Source organism: Burkholderia sp. AcTa6-5, from assembly GCF_017815075.1.
Lineage (GTDB): Bacteria > Pseudomonadota > Gammaproteobacteria > Burkholderiales > Burkholderiaceae > Burkholderia > Burkholderia sola.
The window spans coordinates 111050-132040 of sequence record NZ_JAGIQE010000016.1 but is presented as its reverse complement, the minus strand read 5'-3'; the positions used below and the strand labels follow the sequence as shown (position 1 = coordinate 132040).

The 20991-nt window shown below is 68.5% G+C and carries 23 protein-coding genes; 8 read left to right on the top strand and 15 right to left on the bottom strand.

Annotated features, from left to right (window positions below; all coding sequences use genetic code 11):
• Positions 1-325 precede the first annotated feature (325 nt).
• On the top strand, positions 326-1507 hold the full coding sequence (locus J8I33_RS21780; protein ID WP_209939052.1) for an enolase C-terminal domain-like protein: 1182 nt from the start codon (positions 326-328) through the stop codon (positions 1505-1507).
• Between the two features lie 54 nt (positions 1508-1561).
• On the opposite strand, the gene J8I33_RS21775 is transcribed toward J8I33_RS21780, so the two are convergent.
• The 3 genes from J8I33_RS21775 to J8I33_RS21765 form a co-directional block, all read right to left on the bottom strand.
• Positions 1562-2104 carry a chromate transporter gene (locus tag J8I33_RS21775; RefSeq protein ID WP_124556083.1) on the bottom strand — a complete coding sequence of 181 codons (543 nt, stop codon included), beginning with the start codon at positions 2102-2104 and terminating at the stop codon, positions 1562-1564.
• Positions 2101-2712, bottom strand: a complete 612-nt coding sequence (locus J8I33_RS21770) for a chromate transporter (RefSeq protein ID WP_209939051.1) — start codon at positions 2710-2712, stop codon at positions 2101-2103. Before J8I33_RS21770 ends, J8I33_RS21775 begins: the two co-directional genes overlap by 4 nt.
• A 127-nt stretch (positions 2713-2839) precedes the next feature.
• On the bottom strand, positions 2840-3595 hold the full coding sequence (locus J8I33_RS21765) for a DeoR/GlpR family DNA-binding transcription regulator (protein ID WP_209939050.1): 756 nt from the start codon (positions 3593-3595) through the stop codon (positions 2840-2842).
• A gap of 81 nt (positions 3596-3676) precedes the next feature.
• Between J8I33_RS21765 and J8I33_RS21760 the strand changes: the two genes are divergently transcribed.
• The 3 genes from J8I33_RS21760 (at position 3677) to J8I33_RS21750 (ending at position 5714) form a co-directional block, all read left to right on the top strand.
• Positions 3677-4276 carry an NUDIX domain-containing protein gene (locus J8I33_RS21760; protein ID WP_089488230.1) on the top strand — a complete coding sequence of 200 codons (600 nt, stop codon included), beginning with the start codon at positions 3677-3679 and terminating at the stop codon, positions 4274-4276.
• Positions 4273-4653 carry a DUF4406 domain-containing protein gene (locus J8I33_RS21755; protein ID WP_209939049.1) on the top strand — a complete coding sequence of 127 codons (381 nt, stop codon included), beginning with the start codon at positions 4273-4275 and terminating at the stop codon, positions 4651-4653. Before J8I33_RS21760 ends, J8I33_RS21755 begins: the two co-directional genes overlap by 4 nt.
• A 191-nt stretch (positions 4654-4844) precedes the next feature.
• On the top strand, positions 4845-5714 hold the full coding sequence (locus tag J8I33_RS21750) for a Sir2 family NAD-dependent protein deacetylase (protein WP_209939048.1): 870 nt from the start codon (positions 4845-4847) through the stop codon (positions 5712-5714).
• A gap of 43 nt (positions 5715-5757) precedes the next feature.
• On the opposite strand, the gene J8I33_RS21745 is transcribed toward J8I33_RS21750, so the two are convergent.
• Positions 5758-6969: a S53 family peptidase gene (locus J8I33_RS21745; RefSeq protein WP_209939047.1), complete on the bottom strand. Its 1212-nt coding sequence runs from the start codon at positions 6967-6969 to the stop codon at positions 5758-5760.
• Between the two features lie 416 nt (positions 6970-7385).
• On the opposite strand from J8I33_RS21745, the gene crcB reads away from it, so the two are divergent.
• Together crcB and J8I33_RS21735 are read left to right on the top strand one after the other, a co-directional pair.
• Positions 7386-7772 (top strand): fluoride efflux transporter CrcB, encoded by a 387-nt coding sequence (crcB, locus tag J8I33_RS21740; RefSeq protein WP_050011623.1) that lies wholly within the window; start codon positions 7386-7388, stop codon positions 7770-7772.
• Between the two features lie 23 nt (positions 7773-7795).
• Positions 7796-8146 carry a DUF190 domain-containing protein gene (locus J8I33_RS21735; RefSeq protein WP_050011622.1) on the top strand — a complete coding sequence of 117 codons (351 nt, stop codon included), beginning with the start codon at positions 7796-7798 and terminating at the stop codon, positions 8144-8146.
• Positions 8147-8159: 13 nt separating this feature from the next.
• Here the strand turns inward: J8I33_RS21735 and J8I33_RS21730 are convergent, their stop codons facing one another.
• Both J8I33_RS21730 and J8I33_RS21725 read right to left on the bottom strand, forming a co-directional pair.
• A complete protein-coding gene (locus tag J8I33_RS21730; RefSeq protein ID WP_006488584.1) occupies positions 8160-8723 on the bottom strand; it encodes a YggT family protein in 564 nt (187 codons plus the stop codon).
• A 75-nt stretch (positions 8724-8798) separates the two neighbouring features.
• Positions 8799-9740 carry a DUF2520 domain-containing protein gene (locus J8I33_RS21725; RefSeq protein ID WP_209939046.1) on the bottom strand — a complete coding sequence of 314 codons (942 nt, stop codon included), beginning with the start codon at positions 9738-9740 and terminating at the stop codon, positions 8799-8801.
• 514 nt (positions 9741-10254) lie between these two features.
• Between J8I33_RS21725 and J8I33_RS21720 the strand changes: the two genes are divergently transcribed.
• On the top strand, positions 10255-10560 hold the full coding sequence (locus tag J8I33_RS21720) for a hypothetical protein (RefSeq protein WP_124680278.1): 306 nt from the start codon (positions 10255-10257) through the stop codon (positions 10558-10560).
• Between the two features lie 121 nt (positions 10561-10681).
• On the opposite strand, the gene J8I33_RS21715 is transcribed toward J8I33_RS21720, so the two are convergent.
• A complete protein-coding gene (locus J8I33_RS21715; RefSeq protein WP_050011619.1) occupies positions 10682-11350 on the bottom strand; it encodes a LysE family transporter in 669 nt (222 codons plus the stop codon).
• A 58-nt stretch (positions 11351-11408) separates the two neighbouring features.
• Positions 11409-12965 (bottom strand): UbiD family decarboxylase, encoded by a 1557-nt coding sequence (locus J8I33_RS21710; RefSeq protein ID WP_209939045.1) that lies wholly within the window; start codon positions 12963-12965, stop codon positions 11409-11411.
• Between the two features lie 597 nt (positions 12966-13562).
• Between J8I33_RS21710 and J8I33_RS21705 the strand changes: the two genes are divergently transcribed.
• Entirely contained in the window at positions 13563-14696 is a 1134-nt protein-coding gene (locus J8I33_RS21705) for a lytic transglycosylase domain-containing protein (RefSeq protein WP_209939044.1), read from the top strand.
• A gap of 120 nt (positions 14697-14816) precedes the next feature.
• Here the strand turns inward: J8I33_RS21705 and J8I33_RS21700 are convergent, their stop codons facing one another.
• The 7 genes from J8I33_RS21700 to ribD form a co-directional block, all read right to left on the bottom strand.
• Positions 14817-16013 carry a pyridoxal phosphate-dependent aminotransferase gene (locus J8I33_RS21700; RefSeq protein WP_209926507.1) on the bottom strand — a complete coding sequence of 399 codons (1197 nt, stop codon included), beginning with the start codon at positions 16011-16013 and terminating at the stop codon, positions 14817-14819.
• A gap of 69 nt (positions 16014-16082) precedes the next feature.
• On the bottom strand, positions 16083-16520 hold the full coding sequence (gene nusB / locus J8I33_RS21695) for a transcription antitermination factor NusB (protein ID WP_050011615.1): 438 nt from the start codon (positions 16518-16520) through the stop codon (positions 16083-16085).
• A complete protein-coding gene (ribH, locus tag J8I33_RS21690; RefSeq protein WP_006476661.1) occupies positions 16517-17032 on the bottom strand; it encodes a 6,7-dimethyl-8-ribityllumazine synthase in 516 nt (171 codons plus the stop codon). Before ribH ends, nusB begins: the two co-directional genes overlap by 4 nt.
• Positions 17033-17085: 53 nt before the next feature.
• Positions 17086-18228 carry a bifunctional 3,4-dihydroxy-2-butanone-4-phosphate synthase/GTP cyclohydrolase II gene (gene ribBA, locus J8I33_RS21685; RefSeq protein ID WP_050011614.1) on the bottom strand — a complete coding sequence of 381 codons (1143 nt, stop codon included), beginning with the start codon at positions 18226-18228 and terminating at the stop codon, positions 17086-17088.
• 157 nt (positions 18229-18385) lie between these two features.
• Positions 18386-18904 carry a DUF1993 domain-containing protein gene (locus J8I33_RS21680; RefSeq protein ID WP_050011613.1) on the bottom strand — a complete coding sequence of 173 codons (519 nt, stop codon included), beginning with the start codon at positions 18902-18904 and terminating at the stop codon, positions 18386-18388.
• Between the two features lie 315 nt (positions 18905-19219).
• Positions 19220-19849: a riboflavin synthase gene (locus J8I33_RS21675; RefSeq protein WP_050011612.1), complete on the bottom strand. Its 630-nt coding sequence runs from the start codon at positions 19847-19849 to the stop codon at positions 19220-19222.
• A 14-nt stretch (positions 19850-19863) separates the two neighbouring features.
• Positions 19864-20985 carry a bifunctional diaminohydroxyphosphoribosylaminopyrimidine deaminase/5-amino-6-(5-phosphoribosylamino)uracil reductase RibD gene (gene ribD, locus J8I33_RS21670; RefSeq protein WP_209926504.1) on the bottom strand — a complete coding sequence of 374 codons (1122 nt, stop codon included), beginning with the start codon at positions 20983-20985 and terminating at the stop codon, positions 19864-19866.
• Positions 20986-20991 lie beyond the last annotated feature (6 nt).

Below are 20991 nucleotides of genomic sequence, written 5' to 3'. Positions count from 1 at the left end.
CTATCCAACCCCTGCATACCGTCATCGCCCCACGTCTTCGCGGTTCACGAAGCCGGGAGGGGCGAGCGAGGATTCCGGTTCAATAAAAGTCGTCCCGGGTTCGGAAACAGCGCGCTGAGGGCAGCCACAGGCTTGGCGCGCTTCGTTATCCAGCCGCAATCCATGACGAATTGAACGCACGGTTGTCCGGCGACGACACGATGACGCTCGCCACCGGTCCTGCACACCGTCACGCAAACCCCTAAGATGCAGCGATCCGCCCACCGCTTCCGCTGCAGCGCATGAACCTTCCGCCTGCGCCGGACGCCCCTCCGGAGCCCCGACCATGCGCATCACCGCGATCCACGAACGCGCGATTCCCGTATCCCGCTATGCCGATCCGGCGATTCCGTCCGGCGGCCTGACGACGAGCGTCGTCGCGGTCGTTACCGACGTCGTGCGCGACGGCCGCCCGGTGACGGGCTACGGCTACGCGTCGATCGGCCGCTTCGCGCAGGGCGGCCTGATCCGCGAACGGTTCGCGCCGCGCCTGCTGGCTGCCGCCGACTCACTCGCCGACGAAGCCGGCACGAACCTCGACCCGTTCCGCGCATGGCGCGCGATGATGGCCGGCGAGAAGCCGGGCGGGCACGGCGAACGCTGCGTCGCGGTCGGCACGCTGGACATGGCGATCTGGGACGCCGCCGCGAAGATCGCAGACCTGCCGCTGCATCGCTTCCTCGCCGATCGTCTCGGACGCACGCCGCAGTCGCGCGTGCGCGTCTACGCGGGTGGCGGCTACCGCTATCCACATGACGATCTCGCGCGCCTGTCGGACGAGATGCGCCGGATCGTCGATCTCGGCTACACGCACGCGAAGATCAAGATCGGCGGCGCGGATTTCGAGCAGGACCGGCGCCGCATCGACGCCGCGGCCGCACAGCTCGCCAGCCCTTCGCATCTCGCAGTCGACGCGATGAACACGTACGACGCGACGACGGCCTACGAGGCGGCGAACATGCTTGCGCCGTTCGATCTCTGGTGGTTCGAGGACATCTGCGATCCGCTCGACCTGCCGCTCCAGGCAGACGTCGCCACGCGATACGCATCGCCGATCGCGGCAGGCGAAGCGCTGTTCTCGCTCGCGGAAGCGAAGCTGCTCGACCGTTACGGCGGCCTGCGTGCCGACCGCGACGTGCTGGTGTTCGATCCCGTGCACAGCTACGGGCTGTCGGGCTATCTGCAGATCGTCGATCACTTCGTGTCGCGCGGCTGGCGGCGCGACGCGTTCTGGCCGCACGCCGGTCATCTGTTCTCGCTGCACGTCGTCGCGGCGCTCGGGCTCGGCGGGGCGGAAGTCAGCCCGCTCGCATTCCATCCGTTCAGCGGACTGGCCGATGGCGAAATCGTCGACGCGGGATACGCACGCGTGCCGCAGGCGCCGGGTATCGGGTTCGAGCTGCATGCCCATGCGTACGACGTATTTCACGCGGTATCGGAATCGGTGCCGGTGTTCCGCGGTGTCTAGGCGTCAGGCCGTACAGGCGCCCAGGCAACGTCGCGCGGTGGCGGCGGCGCCGCGCTACACGCCGCCGAGCGCGTGCACGCCGACGAGCAGCAGCGCGCCGATCGCGATCAGCACCAGCGCATGAACGCGCGTGTACATCACGCACAGCGTCGACGCCGCCGCGATCGCGCGAGCGGCCCAGCCGCCGTCGAGCGCCTGCACCAGCACCCACGCCGACGCGACGATCATGCCGGCCGCGACCGGGCGCAGGCCGGTTTCGAGCGCGATTTGCCAGCGCGCGCCCCGGTGTCGCCGCCATAGATGCGCGACGCCGTAGATCAGGAGCGCGGTCGGGCCGAACAGCGCGAGCGTCGCGATCACCGCACCCCAGAAACCGGCCACCTGCCAGCCGATCAGCGTCGCCAGCAGCGAGCCGGGGCCCGGCGCCATCCGTGCGATCGCGAAGTCGTTCAAGAATTGCGTGGCGCTCATCCAGTGATGCACGTCGACGACTTGCCGCTGGATATCCGCGATGACCGCCTGCCCGCCGCCGATCGTCGCGATCGACAGCGGCGCGAACACGCCGAACAGCGCTGTGTAACGCGCGGACGCGTTCATCGTGCATCGCTCCCGGCCGGCGCGGCGGCTGCACGGCGGTATTCGAGCGCGACGCTCAGCGTGCCGCCGATCAGCACGGTCCACACGAGCGGCCAGTGCAGCACCGTCACCGACACGAACGTGAGCGTCGTCACCGCGAACGGCAGCACGCGGCGCGGCAGCCGGCGCACCGCGGTGATCGCCATCGAGATCGACAGCCCGATCGCCGCGGCCGCCGCGCCGGCGAGCGCGACATGCGTGAGCGGAAAGCGCGTGAGCGTCGAGAACGCGACGCCGAACAGCACGATCAGCACGGCCGGCGGCGCGATGATGCCGGTGAAGCCGGCCACCGCGCCGCGCCATCCGGCGAGCCGGTAGCCGATCCAGATCGCGAGATTCTTCACGTTGACGCCCGGTAACGCCTGCGACAGCGAGAGACCGTTGAGGAACGCTTCTTCATCGAGCCAGCGTCGCTCGTGGACGAAATCGCGCATCATCCGCCCGCTGAGCCCGCCGCCGAAGCTGGTCAGGCCGATCTCCGCGAACGCGATGAACAGCGCGAGGACGTCCGGCGGCGGTGCGTCGCCTGCGGGCGGTGTCGTGGGAGTCGTGGCGGGGGATGAGGGCATCGGGGGGCACGTGGCGATCGGGCGATCGCCCATGTTAGCAAGCGGTGCCTGTCAGCACGCTGACATGGGCGCGACGACGCACCATCCCCTCCCCACAACCGATTCGACGCAGCCGGGCCACCGTGCACTACGCGCGCACCACCGTCACACCCGCGGCCTCGATCGGCTTCGTCAGCGCGGCGTCGGTTTCCTTTTCGACGACGATCGTCTGCGCCAGCGTGATGTCGCCGATCACGAACTGCGATGCCGCGCGCAATTTCGACTGCGACGCGAGCACGACCGTCTCGGCCGCGCGTTCGGCCAGCGCGCGCTTGATCGCCGCTTCCTCGAAATCGCCGGTGCTCAGGCCGGCGACCGGATGCACGCCCGTGACGCCCATGAAATACAGGTCCGCATGAATGCGCGCGATGCCTTCCATCGCCGCCGCACCGACCGCGACGATCGAATGCTTGTAGAGCCGCCCGCCGATCAGGATCACGTCGATCGACGGATGCGCGGCGAGCGCCACCGCGACGCTCGGGCTGTGCGTGACGATCGTCGCGCGCAGGTCGGCCGGCAACTGGCTGACGAGGAGCGCCGAGGTCGTGCCGCCATCGACGATCGCCACCTGCCCGGGCGCGATCATCTGCGCGGCCCGCCGTGCGATGCGCCGCTTCTCCGTGGTTTCGAGCGCCTCGCGCTGCGCGAACGGCGCGACGGCCGGCGACGCCGGCAGCGCGCCGCCATGCACGCGCTGCAACAGCCCGTCGGCCGCGAGCTCGCGCAGGTCGCGGCGCACCGTGTCTTCGGACACGCCGAATTGCACGCTCAGCTCGGCGGCCAGCACCTGGCCGTCGCGCGCGAGCGCGTCGAGGATCGCCTTCTTCCGTTGCGTCGTCAGCATCGTGTTTGCACGAAAATTCTTGAAATTGCACGAATGTGCACGTTACCATGGGCGCCGTCCTTTGTCGAACCGGAGGCTGCAATGGCTGCAACGCGGGAGCGGGTGCGCATCGTCGATACGACGGTGCTGTCCGACGACTGGTATGTGCTGCGCAAGGTGACGTTCGATTTCCTGCGCCGCGACGGCACGTGGCAGCGCCTGAGCCGCGAGACCTACGACCGCGGCAACGGCGCGACGATCCTGCTGCGTCATGCCGAAACGGGCGACGTGCTGCTGACGCGCCAGTTCCGGATGCCGGCGTTCGTGAGCGGACACGACGGCATGCTGCTCGAAGCGGCCGCCGGCCTGCTCGACGACGAAACGCCCGAGGCGCGCATCCGCGCAGAGGCCGAGGAGGAGACCGGCTATCGCGTGCGCGGCGTGCGCAAGGTGTTCGAGGCGTTCATGAGCCCGGGTTCCGTGACGGAGAAGCTGCATTTCTTCGTCGGCGAATACGATGCGTCGCTGCGCACCGGCGCGGGTGGCGGCGTCGCGGAAGAGGGCGAGGATCTGGAGGTCGTCGAGATGCCGCTGCGGGCGGCGCTGGACGCGGTCGAGCGCGGCGAGATCGTCGACGCGAAGACGATCATGCTGCTGCAGTACGTCGCGCTGCGGGAAACCGCCGGCGCACGCGCCGCATGACGCCGCGGCTCGTGCTGATCGCCGGCCCGTATCGCAGCGGCACGGACGGCGACCCCGCGCGCATCGCCGCGAACCTGCACCGGCTGGAAGCGGCGGCGCTCGCCGTGTATCGCCGCGGGCACGTGCCGATGATCGGCGAATGGGTGTCGTTGCCGCTCGCGGCCGCGGCCGGGTCGACGCAACTGGGCGACGCGATCGGCGAAACGTTCCTGTATCCGGCCGCGCACCGGCTGCTGCGACGCTGCGATGCGGTACTGCGCATCGATGGTGCGTCGCGCGGGGCGGATGCGGACGTCGCGCTCGCGCGGCAACTCGGCAAGCCGGTCTATTTCGCGGGCGACGAGATCCCGGTTGCACACGACGAATCGGCTCGCTGAGCAAGCATGGGCGCCGCGTCGCGGTATCGCCGGTGCGGCGCTTGCGGACGGCGGGCCATTGCATTGCCGGTCGCCGCACGTGCGCAGCGCTACACAGTTGCGTCGCCGATGCGGCGCGACGCCCGAACCGGCGTATGAGCGTATGATCGCCAGGCCACTCGCGCAACGTTCGACGCCACCGCTTTCCCATCATGCCGCTTTCCGGTCCCGCAGATCTCGCCGACTCCGCCGCCGCGCCGCTTCCCGCCGAGCTCGTCGCGTCCGCCGTCGCCGCGCTCGCGCGCGCCGACGCATTGCTCGTCACGGCTGGCGCGGGCATCGGCGTCGATTCCGGGTTGCCCGATTTTCGCGGCACGGACGGCTTCTGGCGCGCGTATCCGGCGCTGCGCCACGAGCGTTTCGAATTCCACGAGATCGCGTCGCCGCACGCGTTTCGTGCGCGTGCGGCGCTCGCGTGGGGCTTCTACGGGCACCGTCTCGCGCTCTACCGCGCGACGGCGCCGCATGCGGGCTTCGCGATCCTGCGCCGCTGGATCGACGCGATGCCGAACGGCGGCTTCGTGCTGACGAGCAACGTCGACGGCCAGTTCCAGAAGGCCGGCTTCGATCCGGCGCGCATCGTCGAGATCCACGGCTCGATTCATGCGATGCAGTGCCTGCGCCCGTGCACAGACGCCACGTGGGACGCGGCGCCGTTCGTGCCGGAGGTCGACGAAGCGACGTGCCGCCTCGTGGGCGACATGCCGCGCTGCCCGCACTGCGGCGGTCTCGCGCGGCCCAACATCCTGATGTTCGGCGACACCGGCTGGCTCGGTGCGCGCTACGACGTGCAGGAACGCGCGCTCGAAGAGTGGATTGCGCAGGCCGGGCGCGTCGCTGTGGTGGAGATCGGCGCGGGCACCGCGATTCCGACCGTGCGCTTGCTGAGCGAACGGCTCGGCGCCGACATGATCCGCATCAACGCGCGCGACGCGCATGCGCGCCGGGCGGACGTGATCGGGCTGAAGGGCGGTGCGCTGGCGACGCTGAACGCGCTCGACCGCGCGTGGCGCGGCGGCTGAGCCGCGCGCCGCGTACCCTGGGCGGATCGGCCGAAGCGCGCGATTACGGCCGCGCGACGAGCGCCTGCACGAGCGCTGGCGCGATCGGCGAACCGAGGCCCGTCACGTAGTCGTAGCCGCCCGCCGCGCTGCAGACGCTGCCGCAATTGCCGTTGGACCCGGTCGTCACGTCGTGGAAGTCGCTGCCGTACGCGGTTTTGCCGACCGCATAGAGCGTGTCGTAGGCGCCGCTCAACGATGCCTTGCCGGCCGCCGTGCGCAGCGAATTCGCGATCGCGACGAGCGCCGCCCATTGCGGCGCGCCCGCGCTCGTGCCGCCGACCTGGAACCAGCCGGCCTGCCCCTGATAGGTGACCGAGTCGTACACCGCGAAACCGCTGGACGGATTCGCGTCGTAACCGACATCCGGCACGCCGCGCTTGCCGGCCACCGGAATCGGCCACGCGGTCTGGCCGGCCGGCTCGGCTTCGACGCTGCTCACACCGCCGCCGCTGCCGCTCCACGCCGTCTCGCCGATGTAATTGCCGGCCGTATCGGACGACAGCGTCGTGCCGCCGACGGACACCACGTAAGGCGACGCGGCCGGGTATTCGGTGCCGGTGCCGCTGTCGCCGGACGACGCGACGAACGTCACGCCCGGTACGTTGAAGTGGCTGTCGAAGCCGGTCTCGCTGCTGAATTCGTTGCCGCCGAAACTCATCGACACGACCGACGCACCGCGCTTGACCGCGACGTCGACCGCGGCCATCAGGTCGCTGAAGCTGGCCGATGCCGCCTCGACGAGCACGATCTTCGCCTTCGGCGCGATCGCATGCACCCATTCGACGTCGAGCGAGATCTCGAGCGACCAGCCTGCATTGGGCTTGGGCCGCGCACCGTGGGCATACACCTTGGTGAAACAGCCGTTCGACGACGTGCAGGCCGGCAGCGAGAACGCAGTGCTGAACACGCCGAGATCGGCTTCGATCTTCGGGTCGTCGTACGCGTCGACGATCGCGACGACCATCCCGTCGCCCTGGTTCGCGATCGCGTCGAACCCGTAGGCATGCCGCGCGAGCGCCGGCGTGAGGCCGGCGATCGTGGCGGTGCTTGCGCGTGGCTTCGTGTGGAACGGCGGGCGCGCGAATCCTTTCGGTGCGCGGTTGCCTTCGACGTAGGACGGCGGCCCGTTGCCGTCGGCGAGCGCGACGCCCGACGCGAGCAGCGACGCGCACAGCGCCGGGATCAACATGGATGACAGGCGGATATTGTTCATTTTTCGAGTCTCCATGTCGATGGAGTAGGGTGGCGAAACAATTCTACGAAATCGACGACGATAACGACATCGAATATCGACTGGATACGGGAATGTCTGATAAGGGAAAGTACGTGGAACCTCGATGGGACAAGCGTTGTGCAGGGTTAACCTGTGCGCACGATCGAACTGCTTTATCGGTTTTTAAACAGCTGATAAATAATCGGCAAATTAAAAATCGGTTTGTAATGTCGGATGTAATTGTCCGGTAAATATCCACGACGGCGCGCGCAGGGAAATCGTGAAACGCGTCATGCGAACGCGACACGCTCCGCCGTCTGCCTGCACGGCCCGTCGGCATTGCCGGCGCGGCGCGATTCCGCATACAGTTCAGCGTAGCCGCGTGCGCCGCGTGGCGTCGTCCGTGAGAGGTGCCCTTGTTCTATTCGATCGTCGCGATCTTCGTCGGCGCCGGCCTCGGCGCGTTGCTGCGCTGGTTCCTGAGTCTCGCGCTCAACGCGGTCTTTCCCGCGGTGCCGCTCGGCACGCTCGTGTCGAACCTGCTCGGCGGCTACGTGATCGGCATGGCCGCCGTCGTATTCACCGTTCGCGTCGGGTTGCCGCCCGAATGGCGGCTATTCGTGATCACGGGCTTTCTCGGCGGCCTCACGACGTTCTCGACCTATTCGGTCGAAGTGATGACGCACGCGCTCGACGGCGAATTCGGATGGGCGTTGGCGGTGGCTGTCCTACACTTGACTGGATCGTTCGCGCTGACGGCGCTCGGCATGTGGACCGCGCGCGCGTGGCTCGCGGCGGCCTGAGCGGGCCGCCATCGGAGGGAGCGATGGACAGGGTCTTTTTGCGCTTCTACGTGCACGAGCAGCACCGGCTGCACTGGAAGCCGCTGTGGGAATGGCTGCTGGAAGAGGCGAACCGGATGGGCGTCGCGGGCGGTTCCGCGTTTCGCGCGATGGCAGGTTTCGGCCAGCATCGCGTGCTGCACGAGGATCGCTTCTTCGAACTGCAGGGTTCGCTCGCGATCGAGGTCGAATTCGTCGTCACCGAGGACGAGGCGCAGCGGCTGCTCGAGCGGCTGTCGCACGAGAAAGTGCGCGTGTGCTACGCGATGATGCCCGCGCAGTTCGGCGTGATCGACACGCTCGGCGCACCGCCGGCGCAGGGGCCGGCAGCGTAGGTGTCGCGCCGGATCAGATGCCGAACATCGTCAGCGACACGGCGGCGCGCGTGACGATCATCAGCAGCACCTGCACGATCACGAACAGCAGGATCGGCGACAGGTCGATGCCGCCCAGGTTCGGGATCACGCGGCGCAGCGGGTTCAGGAACGGCGCGGTGAGCTGGTAGAGGATCGGCATTGCCGGCGAGCGCGGGTTGAGCCACGACAGCAGCGCCATCAGGATCGTCATCCAGATCACGAGGTTGAGCGCCCACTTCACGACGGTGAGCAGCGCGACCACGACGAGCGTCGCGATCACGGCGGCCGGATCGAAGCCGGCCATCACGACCATCAGCACGACATAGACGAGCGCGGTGAGCAGTGCGGCGACGACGCTGGCCCAGTCGATGCCGCGTACGCCCGCGATCACGCGGCGCAGCGGCAGCACGAGCCAGTTGGTCGCCTGCAGCACGGCTTGCGTGACGGGGTTGTACGGCGGCACGCGGACGGCCTGCATCCAGACGCGCAGAATCAGCGCGGCGCCGAATAGCGTGAAGACGGTATTGAGCAGAAAACGGGCGATCTCGCCGAACATCGTTGGCATCCTTTTTATACAGTCAGTAGCGTGCGGCCGCCAACGCCGGTTGGCGGCGCATCGGCCGACACCTTATCACGCCTCGTCGCGCGACGGGGAGGGGGGCGCGGCGGGGTGGGCGGCCATCCGCGCCAGCGAGGTTTCGACGGCTTCGGCCAGCGCCGGCAGCGATGCCGGCGGCGGCGCGCGCTTCGCCGCGAGCGCGACCGCGCGGCGCGTCAGCAGCGCGTACAGCATCGCGTGATCGCCGCCGCGCGCTTCGAGCAGCGCGAGCTGGCGCTCGACGATGGCCGTGTCGCCGCGCGATACCGGCCCGGCCAGCGCATTCGCGAGCCCCTTGTCGCGCGCGGTCTCGATCGTGCCGGTGAGCATCGGCAACAGCGCGCGCAGCGCGGCGTCCTCGTCGAAACCGAGGCCGCGCCACAGCTCGACCGCTTCCGACAGCCCGCACAGCGCGAAGCTCGCCGCGTAGTGGGCGGCCGCGTGATACAGCATCCGGCCGCCGGCCGGAATCGACAGCGGATGACAGCCGAGTGCGGCGGCAAGTCGCAGCAGCGTCGCATGCAGCGCACCGTCCGCTTCGATCGTGACCGAGCAGCCGTCGATGCGCGCGAGGTCGGCGTCGGTGCCGCCGAACAGATAGAGCGGATGGAAGCCGCCGGTGGCCGCGCCTTGCTGCTTCGCCGGATCGAGCAGCGCGACCGGCGATGCGCCGCTGCAATGGACGAGCGCCTGGCCGGCGGCGCGCGATGCGTCGAAGCGCAGCGCCGCGGCGCTCGACGCGAGATGATCGTCGGGCGTCGTCACGAAGATCAGGTCGGCGGCGTCGACCACCTGCTGCGGGGTGTCGACCGCGCGGCAACCGGCGATGCGCGCGGCGAGGCCGGCGGCCGACGCGGGCGTGCGGCTCGCGATCGCGACGACGGGGAAGCCGGCCTGCGCGAAACGCTGCGCGACACACCGCGCGAGGCGGCCGGCGCCGATGAAGCCGAGGCGGGGTGTGTCGGGAAGCGGCATGGCGGCGGATGTCAGCAAAAACGAAGCAACCGCCAGTATCGCAGGAATGACGGCCATTTCGCGGAAGGCCGGTTGCAGGGTGGTCGCGCGTATGAATTACCGGTACGCGGGGCGGTCGATGTGTGTCTGGTGTCTGGTAGCGTGGCCGAATCAGGATCGGGGAATCCGACCCCGAAACGCTGCGCCGCCGCATCCCGCTTGAAATGTCGGCATGTTGTCTCGAATTTGTAATCGTTCATTACGTACGCGTGCCCGCTGCGCCCGCCGGATCCGGTAAGACTGACCGGTCGGCGTGCCGCGACCCGATCCCTCGGACGGAATCGCGCGACCGGCAAGGAACGCGGCCCATGTCGGGCGCCGCGCCGGACGGCCGCTGCGGCCGCGTGCAATTGCAATTTGCAACAAATGGACGATACGCGCGGGGCGGGTTTTCGCTACATTGCTTCCATGCGACGTGCATGCCCGCCGTTGCCGACAGGAGCGCCTAAAATACCGCTCCAGCAGGAGAATCGAAGTGAAAAAGCTCATTCCGTTCATCGCCGCCGCCGCGCTGGGCCTGGGTGCCGCGAGCGCCGCGCAGGCTCACGTGTCGATCGGGGTCGGCATCGGCATCCCGGTCGCACCCGCTTACCCCGTCTACGCACCGCCGCCGCCCGTGTACTACGCGCCGCCGCCGCCCGTGTACTACGCGCCGGCGCCGGCCTACTACGCGCCGCCGCCCGCGGTGGTCGTCGGCGGCTACGGTGGTGGCTACTACGGTCGCCCGTACTGGCGCCATGGTTACGGCGGCTGGGGCCATCATGGCTACTGGCGTCGCTGATTCGTCCCGCGCGGCCTGACCGCGCGCGGCAAAACGGCGCAACGTCCCGCGAGGGGCGCTGCGCCGTTTTTCATTGGGGCTCACATGTGGCGCGGTGGCCGGCGCGGCAGCGCGACCGCGATTACGCCGCGTGTACGATCAGGTCGCGGTAGCCGCCGACGATCACGCTGTACGAGAAGTACGCGAACAGCAGCGCCGATGCGACGTGGCACGCACGCATCAGCCCGGCGCCCGCGCGCTTGCGGCCCTGGCTCGCGAGCGTGCACATGAACAGCGTCCACGCGAGGCCGCCGAGGAAAAAGCCCGACAGGAACACCGACGCGGTGGCCGGCGTGGTCGCACCGGCTTTCGCGATCAGCGCGCCGCCGACCGCCGCGAACCACAGGATCGCGCTGGGCGACGACATCGCGAGCAGCATCCCGCGCAGAAAGCTGCGTCGTGCGCTCGCTCGCGGCGGAGGTGCATCGTCCGCGTCGTCGTCGGCCGACTTCGCGGGCGTCAACGCTTCGCGCGCCATCTTCCACGTGAGGAACAGCAGCACCGCGCCGCCGCCGATCCACACGATCCAGCGCACCGGTTCGAACTGCAGCAGCACGGCCATCCCCGCGAGCGCGAGCGCCGCGTAGACGAGATCGCCGACGCACGACCCGACGCCGAGCCAGAAGCCCGGCCGGAAGCCGTGCGACAGCGTGAGCGACAGCATCGCGACGTTCACGAGGCCGATGTCGAGACACAACGACAGCGACAGAAAGAATCCGTCGGAGAGCATGGAGGCGGGCGGAAAGCTCATCTTCTGGGTGCGTGCGGCAAGTGCGATGCGCGGGCCGGCGCGCGCCGGCCGCGTGGCGTCAGAGGCCGATCTCCTGCCATAGCCGGTCGACGCGCGCCTTCACGGCCGCGTCCATCTCGATCGGGCGACCCCATTCGCGACTCGTTTCGCCCGGCCACTTGTTGGTCGCGTCGAGCCCCATCTTCGAGCCGAGTCCGGCCACCGGCGACGCGAAGTCGAGATAGTCGATCGGCGTGCTGTCGACCATCACCGTGTCGCGCACGGGGTCGACGCGCGTCGTGATCGCCCAGATCACTTCCTTCCAGTCGCGGATGTTCACGTCCTCGTCGACGACCACGATGAACTTCGTATACATGAACTGCCGCAGGAAGCTCCACACGCCGAACATCACGCGCTTCGCATGGCCCGCGTAGCTCTTCTTCATCTGGACGATGGCCATCCGGTAGCTGCAGCCTTCGGGCGGCAGGTAGAAGTCGGTGATTTCCGTGAACTGCTTCTGCAGCAGCGGCACGAACACCTCGTTCAGCGCGACGCCGAGCACCGCGGGCTCGTCGGGCGGCTTGCCCGTGTAGGTCGAATGGTAGATCGCGTCGCGGCGCATCGTGATGCGCTCGACGGTGAACACCGGAAACCACTCCTGCTCGTTGTAATAGCCGGTATGGTCGCCGTACGGCCCTTCGAGCGCGTGCTCGTATGCGGCCGCCGCATGGCCGGCCGGGCGCGGCGGCGCGCCGGCCGGAGCGGGGCCGGGTGCGCCTTCCTGCGGATGAATGAAGCCTTCGAGCACGATCTCCGCGCGCGCGGGCACCTGCAGCGTGTCGACGCCGGGCGTCAGGCACTTCGCGAGCTCCGTGCGGCTGCCGCGCAGCAGGCCGGCGAACTGATATTCGGACAGCGAATCGGGCACCGGCGTCACCGCGCCGAGCGTCGTGGCCGGATCGGCGCCGAGCACGACCGCGACCGGATACGGCTTGCCCGGGTTCTGCAGCGCGAATTCGCGGAAGTCGAGCGCGCCGCCGCGATGCGCGAGCCAGCGCATGATCAGCTTGTTGCGGCCGATCAACTGCTGACGGTAGATGCCGAGGTTCTGGCGGGACTTGTTCGGCCCGCGCGTGACCGTCAGGCCCCACGTGACGAGCGGCCCCGCATCGCCGGGCCAGCAGGTCTGGATCGGCAGCTTGTTCAGATCGACGTCGCCGCCTTCCCAGACGATCTCCTGGCACGGCGGCGACGACACCGACTTCGGCGCCATGTCCCACACCGCCTTCGCGAGCGACAGCAGCTTGCCGGCGTCCTTCAGGCTCTTCGGCGGATCGGGTTCCTTCAGCGCGGACAGCAGGCGCCCGAGGTCGCGCAGCGAGCCGAGCGCGGCATCGTCGCCCGCATCGACGCCCATCCCGAGCGCGACGCGGCGCGGCGTGCCGAACAGGTTGCCGAGCACCGGGAACGCATGGCCGGGCGGCGCGTTGAACAGCAGCGCGGGTCCGCCGGCGCGCAGCACGCGGTCGCACAGCTCGGTCATTTCGAGCACGGGCGACACGGGCTGCGTGACGCGCCGCAGCTCGCCGAGCGCCTCGAGGCGCTGAATGAAATCGCGTAAGTCTTTGTATTTCATGAAGAAGGTCCGAGCCACCCGCAGGGACGGGCAGCGATGGGCGGGGCAGCGGCTGGCTACGACCCCGAATCGACCGACGATTTTACCCCGGGCAGCCGCGCGACCGCCCCGGCGGAGAAAAAGTCGACCGCGCGCAAACCCCCTACGGCACGGGGATTGCGTTCTGAAGAGGGGTGTTAAATTACTTTTTGTTATAGATTTGAGTTTTTATAGTGTTGACGATCTATAAAACCCTGCTAGAATCCGCTCACATTGGCTGCAGGGTAAAAGGCTTCGAGCCGCCAATCACCGATCTTTGACGCAGCGCGTCACCGTCCGCCGAATCCTGCACGGCGTCTTCGACGGCTTATGTCGTAGTCCCAGCCAGCGCCACCAGACGCTGGTTTTTTGCGTGGGTGCCACCGCGTATGCCCGCCTCGCCCAGTGTGCGAAGGCGCCGGCCTTCTTACACCGTGGCCTCGAACGGTACTTATACCGTTTCCCCGATGCTTGCGCGTCCCAACCAAGGCGTGCGGCGTCGTGATTCCGCGGCGCGTTTTCTGTCTCGCCATCGAGCTGAGCGAGCCGCACGAGTCATGTTCATGGGAGATGATCTGAATGAACGCTTGGTTATCGTGGCGTCCCACTGAGCAGCATGCGCAAATCGTGCGCAACTTGCTGCGTCGCGGGACGCGTGTCAGTCACCATCTATTCAGCGTTGTCGGCTGTTTCGCTGTCGCGGTTGCGCTTGCACTGTGGCTACTGCCAACCGTCCGCGGCACGCTCGCCGCGAAGCTGATGCCGGTCGTGTCCGCGGCCGTGCAGGCCGGTCCGGCCCGTCTGCTGTCCGGCCATCCGCTGCCGAACTTCGCGCCCGCTGGCGCGCAGCCGCAGCAGGAAGACACGCCCGAAGCGGATGCGCTTGCGGTCGGCCTCGATGTCGCGCCGGAAACCGCCGCTCAGGGCGCTCAAGGCGCCCAGAGCGATGCGTCCGACCCGGCCCGCAACGGCCCGTCGCCGGTCGCACTGGCCAAGCTGATTCCGATTCAGCGCGTGGCGGCCGATGCCCGCGACGATCGCGCGCTCGCGTCGAACCGCGAACAGGCGCTCGTCGCGACCTATCTGTCGCGCCGTTACCGCGTCGCGCAGGAGCCGCTCGGCCAGCTCGTCAAGGCCGCGTTCCAGACCGGTCGCGACGTCGGCCTCGATCCGCTGCTGCTGCTGTCCGTGATGGCGATCGAATCGGGCTTCAACCCGTACGCCGAGAGCGGCGTCGGCGCGAAGGGGCTGATGCAGGTGATGTCGAAGGTTCACTCCGACAAGTTCGAGTATTTCGGCGGCACCGACACCGCGCTGCAACCGCTCGCGAACCTGCAGGTCGGCGCCCTGGTGCTGAAGGACTGCATCGCGCGCGGCGGCTCGCTCGCGAGCGGCCTGCGCCTGTACAACGGCTCGACGAACCCCGACGACAACGGCTACGGCTCGAAGGTGATGGCCGAACGCGGCCGCCTGCGCGACGTCGCGCGTGGCCGCAGCGTGCCGATCAACGCGCCGCAGGCGCCCGCGCAACCCGCGAAGCCGATCGTCACCGCAGCCGTGACGGCCGCGGCAGGCGGCGCGAAGCGCGTGCATGCGACGCTCGACGGCACGACGTCGGTCAAGGCGGCGCCGAAGGAAGCGGCGTCGCAGGACGATGCGAGCGTCGATACCGCGAAGCAGTCGCACGGCGATCGTTCGGAGCTCGGCGCGTAACGCGTCACGCGCTCCGTGCGGCTCCGGCCGGCAGGACATGAAAAAGGCACCCGATTCGGGTGCCTTTTTCTATTGGCGGTGCCTGAAGCGGCCGGTGCGCCGGCCGTGGCGTCAGTCAGATCAGTGCTGGCCGAACAGCGTCGCGAGCCGGTCGACGGCCTCTTCGAGCCGCGAGTAGGCGGTCGCATAGGACAGGCGGATATAGTCGCGCGGCGCATGGACACCGAAGTCCATGCCCGGCACCAGCACCACGCCCGCGTCGTGCAGCATCGCCTGCGTGAGCGCGGCGCTGTCGCCGGCCGCCGGGTGGGCGACGCCGCCGCAATGCGCATACACGTAGAACGCACCGTCCGGCATCACCGGCACCGTGAAGCCGAGCCGCTCGAGCGCCGGTGCGATGAAATCGCGGCGGCGCTTGAATTCGTGCCGGCGTGTTTCGTAGATGTCGAGTGTCGTGGGTTCGAAACAAGCAAGTGCCGCATGTTGCGCGAGCGCGGACGGGCAGATGAACAGGTTCTGCGACAGCTTCTCGAACGTGCCGACGAGCGCGGGCGGTACGACGAGCCAGCCGAGCCGCCAGCCCGTCATGCTGAAATACTTCGAGAAGCTGTTCACGGTGATCACGTCGTCGCCGAACGACAGCGCCGACACGGGCGCGGCGTCATAGCTGAGCCCCTGGTAGATTTCGTCGACGATCGTGAAGCCGCCGCGTGCGCGCACGGCTTCGACGATCCGCTTCAGTTCGTCCGGTTCGAGCGACGTGCCGGTCGGGTTCGACGGCGACGCGAGCAGCACGCCGCGCGTGCGGTCGTTCCAGTGCGTGCGGACGTCGTTTTCGGTGAGCTGGAAGCGCGCGTCCGGGCCGCTCGGCACGAGCACCGGGCGACCTTCGGCCGCCGCGACGAAGTGCCGGTTGCACGGGTACGACGGGTCGGGCATCAGCACTTCGTCGTCGCGGCCGACCAGCGCGAGGCACGCGAGCAGCAGCGCGGCCGATGCGCCGGCCGTGACGACGATCCGCTCGGGGGCGATCGCGAGGCCGTACGCGCGCGCGTAGTGCGCGGCGATCGCCTCGCGCAGCGGCGCGATGCCGAGCGCGCTCGTGTACTGCGTAACGCCACGGCGCAGCGCGGCCGCGGCGGCCTCGACGACCGGCTCCGGCGCGGTGAAATCCGGCTCGCCGATGCCCATGTGGATAACATCGCGCCCCAAGGACTCGAGCCGCTGTGCCTCCTTCATCAGTTCCATCACGTAGAAGGGCTGGATCGCGTCGACGCGTGCGGCGAGCGTGACGAGCGAATCGGCGGTGGTATTCATCGGCGGGCAGGGCGGAGGGGAAAAGAATGAAAAACGGGCGCTTGCGCGCCCGTGGACAAGCAAACGGTATCAGCCGTTGCGACGCGCCTGCGTTTCGGCGGGGCGCAGCTTCGCGGCCAGCTTGTCGAGCACGCCGTTCACGTACTTGTAGCCGTCGGAGCCGCCGAACGTCTTCGCGAGTTCGACGGCTTCGTTGATGATCACGCGGTACGGCGTTTCGACATGGTGCGTGAGTTCGAACGTCGCGATCAGCAGCACCGCGCGTTCGACCGGCGACAGCTGATCGATCGGACGGTCCAGCGACGGCGTCAGCGCTTCGACGAGCGTCGCATGCTCGCGGATCACGCCGTGCAGGATCGCTTCGAGCAGTTCCTTGTCAGCCTTGTCGTAACCGAGCGCGCCGCGCAGTTGCGCGTCGATCTCGCCGGAGGGCGCGTTCGACAGCAGCCACTGATACAGGCCCTGCGTCGCCAGCTCGCGCGATTGTCGGCGGGCGCTCTTCTTCATGCGCGCTCCTCTTCGTCGTCTTCGTCTTCTTCTTCGTCCTCGTCGTCGCCGAGCTGGTCGAGCGCCATCGTCAGGTTCGCCATCTCGACGGCGACGCGCGCGGCGTCGCGACCCTTTTCGGTCATGCGCGCGACGGCCTGCTCGTCGTTTTCGGTCGTCAGGACCGCGTTCGCGATCGGCAGGTTGAAGTCGAGGCCGATGCGGGTGATGCCCGCGCCGCTCTCGTTCGACACGAGTTCGAAATGGTAGGTCTCGCCGCGGATCACCGCGCCGAGCGCGATCAATGCGTCGAACTGGCCGCTTTCGGCGAGCTTCTGCAGCGCGAGCGGGATTTCCAGCGCGCCGGGCACCGACACGAGCAGCACGTCTTCACCGGTGACGCCGAGGCGTTCCAGTTCCTCGACGCACGCGTCGGCGAGGCCGTTGCACACGGGTTCGTTGAAGCGCGATTGCACGATGCCGATACGCAGGCCGTCGCCTTCGAGATTCGGTTGGTATTGTCCGATTTCCATGATCTGGTCCGTGGTGTGGATGAACGGTTATAGGGCGAAAGCGCCGTGGCGGGTTACGCGTGGGACGCCGGGCAGGACGTGGCTTCGCCGCCGGGCATCGGAATGAAGCCCGTGACTTCGAGGCCGTAGCCGGACATGCTGCCCAGCTTGCGCGGATTCGACAGCACCTGCATCTTGCCGACGCCGACATCGCGCAGGATCTGCGCGCCGATGCCGAACGTCTTGAAATCGACCGGCCGGCGCTTGAGCGCAGCGGCCTTTTCTTCCTCGTCGAACGCCTTGAAGACGTCGATCAGGTGTTCCTTCGTATCGCCGCAGTTGAGCAGCACGATCACGCCGAGGTCGCGTGCCGCGATCTCGCGCATCGCCGCGTCGAGCGTCCACGAGTGGGTCGATACGCCCGTCTCGAGCAGGTCGAGCACCGACAGCGGCTCGTGCACGCGCGCCGGCGTATCGACGTCGGGCGACGGCGTGCCGCGCACCAGCGCGATGTGCGGCGAGCCGCTCGGCTGGTCGCGGTACAGCACCGCGCGGAACGTGCCGTGCGCCGTCTGCATCGTGCGCTCGGCGATCCGCTCGATGATCGATTCGGTGCGGCTGCGATACTGGATCAGATCGGCGATCGTGCCGATCTTCAGGTCGTGTTCCTTCGCGAACTCGAGCAGGTCCGGCAGGCGCGCCATCGTGCCGTCGTCCTTGATGACCTCGCAGATGACCGCGGCCGGCGTCAGCCCGGCGAGCGCGGTGAAGTCGCAGCCGGCCTCGGTATGGCCGGCGCGCACGAGCACGCCGCCCGGCTGCGCCATGATCGGGAACACGTGGCCCGGCTGCACGATGTGTTCGGGGCGCACGTCGTGCGCGACCGCCGTGGCGATCGTGTGCGCACGGTCGGCGGCCGAGATGCCGGTCGTCACGCCTTCGGCCGCTTCGATGCTGACCGTGAACGCGGTGCCGTACTGCGTGCCGTTGCGATAGGTCATCAGCGGCAGGTGAAGCTGCTTGCAGCGTTCCTGCGTCAACGTCAGACAAATCAGGCCGCGGCCGTACTTGGCCATGAAGTTGATCGCTTCCGGCGTGACGAATTCGGCGGCGATCACGAGGTCGCCCTCGTTTTCGCGGTCTTCTTCGTCGACCAGGATCACCATCCGGCCGGCTTTCAGCTCGGCGATGATGTCGAGCGTGGAGGCGAGCGTCATAAGGGGGCGAGAAAGAGGAAAGTGCGTATTTTACGCCAGCCGGACGGCGTTTCGGCCGGCGCGGGCCGCGCGGGGTCGGCGAGCACTCCGGAAAGCGCCGCGGACGGCCTGCGCGCGGGTGCGGACGGTTGCGGGCCGGGCATGGCCCGGCCGCACGTCACGCGTGCTCGTTGCGCCCGCCGAGGTAGTCGAGCTTGCCGAGTTCGACGCCGCTGTGGCGCAGGATGTCGTACGCGGTCGTCACGTGGAAGAAGAAATTGGGCAGCACGAAGTTCAGCAAATACGACTGGCCGGTGAACTCGATCGGGCCGACGCGCATCTTCAGCACGATCTGGCGCGCCTCGCTGCCGTCGATCTGCGCGGCGTCGAAGCTCTTCAGGTAGTCGATCGTCTTCTGGATGCGCGCATGCAGTTCGTCGAAGGTCTGCTCGACATCCGGGTAGCTCGGGATCTCGGCGCCGGCGAGCCGCGCGGCGCAGCCCTTGGCCGTGTCGGTCGCGATGTAGACCTGGCGGACGAGCGGGAGCATGTCCGGGTAGAGGCGTGCGCCGATGAATACCGACGGATCGATCTGCTTTTCGGCCGCATGGGCCTGCGCCTTGCCGAGGATGTGCTGCAGGTTGGTGAGGCCGCGGATCAGGACGGGCAGCGAAGCCTGGTACATCGAGATGGACATGGGGACGACTCCAATGGGAAGAGTGGCGGCCGCGACGCGGCGCGTCGTACGTGGCGGCATGGAAACCGCTGTCGACGCATCTTAGCGCGGCGGCATGACCCGTGCGCGTCGTTGGCTGTTCGGCCAGGTGTCGGCCGGCCGGACGGGCATCGAGCGAACGCGATCACGATGCTGTCGCTTCGGACCGCCGACGGGGTGGCCCGGCACGAAGCAGGGCGGGAGCAACGCTCGGCGGAGCGACGGGGCTGCGGCGACGCCTAGGCAACGAGGCCGAACCGTCAGCCGTCATTTCATATATGGGACGGCGTTGCCCGATCAGTCCTGATGCACGCCCTGCGACGCCGACAGCATCCGCTCCACATACCGCGCGATCATGTCGACTTCAAGATTGACCTTGTCGCCAACCTTCACGTGACGCAGCGTCGTGACCTCGACCGTATGCGGAATGAGATTGATCGAGAATTCGCACCCGTCCGCGCGGTCGTCGACCGTATTGACGGTCAGGCTCACGCCGTTCACCGTGATCGAGCCCTTGTACGCGAGATAGCGGCCGAGTTCGCGTGGCGCGACGATCCGCAGTTCATGCGACTCGCCGACCGGCGCGAAGCGCGTGACGGTACCGAGGCCGTCCACATGGCCCGACACGATATGCCCGCCGAGGCGATCGTGCGCGCGCAGCGCCTTCTCGAGGTTCACTTCGCCGGGTTGCGCGAGGCCGACCGTCCGGTTCAGGCTTTCGCGCGACACGTCGACGTCGAAGGTGGCGTCGGTCTTTTCGATCACCGTCATGCACGCGCCCTGGATCGCGATGCTGTCGCCGAGCGCGACATCGGCCAGGTCGAGCCCGCCGGCCTGCACGGTCAGGCGCACGCCGGCATCGGCCGACGTGCCGAGCGGGGCGATCGTTTCGATGCGGCCGACGGCCGCGACAATTCCGGTAAACATCGTGACGATTCCGTTCAGTGAGAGGCGTCGGGCGGCGCGACGCGCGCGAGGATCCGCAGGTCGTCGCCGATCCGCTCGATACCGTGGAACGACAGCCGCGTGCGCGCATCGAGGCTGGCCGGCGCGGCGAGATCGAACATGCCGGCCGCGTCGGCGCCCAGCAGGCTCGGCGCCAGATATACCAGCAATTCGTCGACGCAGTGCTCGCGCAGCAGCGAACCGTTCAGCTTGTGGCCGGCCTCGACGTGCAACTCGTTGACGCCGCGCGCGCCGAGCGCCGCCAGCATCGCGGGCAGGTCGACCTTGCCGTGCGCATTCGCGAGCGGCACGATTTCCGCGCCGCGCGACTTCAGCACGTTCGCGCGGACTTCGCCGGCGGCGTCGAGCCGGCCGCAGAAGATCAGCAGCGGCGCGCCTTCCAGCAGCCGCGCGTCGAGCGGCAGGTCGAGGCGGCTGTCCACGAGGATGCGTTGCGGCTGGCGCGGCGTGTCGATGCCGCGCACGGTCAGCAGCGGATTGTCCTCGCGCACTGTGCCGATGCCGGTGAGGATCGCGCACGCGCGTGCGCGCCATGCGTGGCCGTCGAGGCGCGCGGCCTCGCCGGTGATCCACTGGCTTTCGCCGGACGGCAGCGCGGTGCGGCCGTCGAGCGACGCGGCGGTCTTCATCCGCACCCACGGCCGGCCGCGCGTCATCCGCGACACGAAGCCGATGTTCAGTTCGCCCGCTTCATGCGCGAGCAGCCCGCAGCGCACGTCGATGCCCGCGTCGCGCAGCATCCCGAGGCCGCGGCCCGACACCTGCGGATTCGGGTCTTCCATCGCCGCGACCACCTTCGCGACGCGCGCGTCGATCAGCGCGTTCGCGCACGGCGGCGTGCGGCCGAAATGGCTGCACGGTTCGAGCGTCACGTAGACGGTCGAGCCCGCGACGTCGTAGCCGCGCGAACGCGCATCCTTCAGCGCCTGCACTTCCGCGTGGTCCTGGCCGGCCGGCTGCGTGAAGCCTTCGCCGATCACGTCGCCGTCCTTGACGATCACGCAGCCGACGCGCGGATTCGGTGCGGTCGTGTACATGCCGCGCGCGGCGAGCGCAAGCGCGCGCTGCATGTGGGCGAAATCGGTATCCGAGAACATGCGCGC